Here is a 2,562-nt window from a genome sequence, read left to right on the forward strand (position 1 = left end):
CCCGCCGGCCCCGCAGCCCGAGCCGGTCCAGCCCGCTCCGCAGCCCGTGCCCCCGGTCGCGCCCGGCTTCGGGCCGCCCCCGCCGATGGGCGGCTACCCGGGGCAGCAGCCGCAGTACGGCGTCCAGGACGGGCAGCGCCCCTTCGTCCCGCCGATCGAGTTCGACCCGCCGCTCTCCGAGGAGGAGGCCACCATGCAGGTGGCCGCCGTCGCGGTGCCCCCGGCGGTCGAGCCGCTGGCGGACCTCGCCGAGGAGCGCGCCGCACAGCAGCAGGAGGTCGCGGCCGAGCCGACGGCCCCGGCGCCGAGCGGCGGGGGCGGCAAGGTCGCGAGCCTGCTGAACTCCAGCGCGATCATGGCGGCCGGCACCCTGGTCTCCCGGGGCACCGGCTTCCTGCGGACGATGGTGATCGCCGGTGCGATCGGCATCGCGGTCATGGGTGACTCGTACAACGCGGCGAACACCCTGCCGACCCTGCTGTACATCCTGATCGGCGGCGGCGCGCTGAACGCGGTCTTCGTGCCGCAGCTGGTGCGCAGCATGAAGAACGACGAGGACGGCGGCACCGCCTACGCCAGCCGGCTGCTCACCCTGGTGATGGTCGGGCTCGGCGGCGTCGTGTTCCTGGCGGTGCTCGGGGCACCGCTGCTGGTCCAGCTGATCGCCCACCCGCTGATGGTGGACCCGGCCTCGGCCGACACCACGGTGGCACTGGCCCGGTACTGCCTGCCGACCATCTTCTTCATGGGCATCCACGTCGTGATGGGCCAGATCCTCAACGCCCGCGGCCGGTTCGGCGCGATGATGTGGACCCCGGTCCTCAACAACATCGTGGTGATCTTCACCTTCGGCACGTACATCTGGGTCTACGGCGGCTACAACGGCACCCAGGTCACCCCGGGCAACATCTCCCCGGAGGGCGTGCGGCTGCTCGGCCTGGGCACCCTGCTCGGCCTCGCCGTCCAGGCGCTGTCGATGATCCCGTACCTGCGGGCGGCCGGCTTCCACTACAGGCCGCGCTTCGACTGGCGCGGCCACGGCCTGGGCAAGGCCGCCCGGCTGGCCAAGTGGACCTTCTTCTTCGTGCTCGCCAACCAGGCCGGCTACCTGGTGATCACCCAGCTGGCCACCGCCGCCGGCAGCGCGGCCGAGAAGAGCGGTCACGGCGGTGTCGGCCTCTCGGCCTTCTCCAACGCCCTGCTGATCTGGCAGCTCCCGCAGGCCGTCATCACCGTCTCGATCATGAGCGCGGTGCTCCCCCGGCTCTCCCGGGCGGCGGCCGACGAGGACGCCGGAGCCGTCCGCGACGACATCTCCTACGGGCTGCGCACCACGGCGGTGGCGGTCGTCCCGGCGGCCTTCCTGTTCCTCTCGCTGGGCCCGGCGATCGGCCGCTCGATCTACGCGGTCGGCGGCGGCTCCACGGCCCTGGACAACGCGACCAACGTCGGCCTGATGCTCTCGGCCTTCGCGCTCGGGCTGATCCCGTACTCGGCCCAGTACGTGATGCTGCGCGGCTTCTACGCCTACGAGGACACCCGGACGCCGTTCTCCAACACCGTCTGGGTCGCGGCCTGCCAGGCCGTCTTCTCGTTGATCTGCTGGGTCGTGCTGCCCTCCGAGTGGACCGTGACCGGGATGTCCTTCGGCTACGGCCTCGGCTACGCCATCGGAGTGATGGTCGCGGTGCCGAAGCTGAAGAAGAAGATCGGCGGGCTGGACACCAAGCGGATCGGCAGGACGTACAGCCGGCTGGCCGCCGCCTGCGTCCCGGCCGCGGTGGTCGGCCTCGGCATCAGCCTGGCGATCCAGCAGGTGCTCGGCGGCTGGCCGGGCAGCGTGCTGTCGGTCGTCCTGGGCGGCGGCGTCCAGCTGGTGGTCTTCGCGTTCATCGCGAAGCGCCTGCGGATCGAGGAGTTGAACGCCATGCTGGGCATGGTCCGCGGCCGACTGGGCCGCTGACCCCGCCACGACCGGCCGGACGAGCGGACGCCCTGACCGGGCGTCACCGGGGGCGACCGCCTCCTCCGCCCGTCCGGCCGTCTCCTGGACCGCCACCCGCGGCCGGGACCGCCCGGGCCACCGCATGACGGCCCGGTGTCGAATCTGCACCACATCTCTCCACCGGTGCGCAACCGAGCGGACCCCTCAGCGGTCGTACCCGGTGGAGAAGAGTGGGCACAATTGTCCTGGAGCACAGGGCGGCCAATCCGCGGGCTCCAGCGACTCTCTCAGGCCGGGGCGACACAAGGGGAGGCAGGACCACGGTGGCTGATGGCACCAAGGCGGTCGTCGACACGTCAGCAGCTGACGCGTCGGCGAACGAAGCCGCGCTGGCTGCGGCGATCGACGAGCTGGAGGGCGGGAAGACCGCCCCGGCGGGCGCCGTCGACGCCCCCTCCGCGGACGCCTCCACGGCCGACGGCCAGGACGCTCCCGCGGAACCCGACGAGGAGGACTCCCCGGGCGAGGAGACCTCGGAGATCACCGCCCCCCTCTCCGCCCGGGAGATCGCCGCCGAGCTCGCCGCCGGCTCGGGCTCCCCGCGGAAGAAGGCCGCG

At 72.6% G+C, this 2,562-nt stretch carries 2 protein-coding genes; both read left to right on the forward strand.

The window, feature by feature from the left end; translation table 11 throughout:
- A partial coding sequence (gene murJ, locus J0670_RS35545) for a murein biosynthesis integral membrane protein MurJ (RefSeq protein ID WP_243437989.1) occupies positions 1–1,963 on the forward strand: 1,963 nt, incomplete at its 5' end.
- Between the two features lie 305 nt (positions 1,964–2,268).
- Positions 2,269–2,562 (forward strand): hypothetical protein (locus J0670_RS35550; RefSeq protein ID WP_279383123.1); only part of this gene is annotated, 294 nt, incomplete at its 3' end.

Origin of the sequence: Streptomyces sp. FH025 (assembly GCF_017427025.1) — a bacterium.
Lineage (GTDB): Bacteria > Actinomycetota > Actinomycetes > Streptomycetales > Streptomycetaceae > Kitasatospora.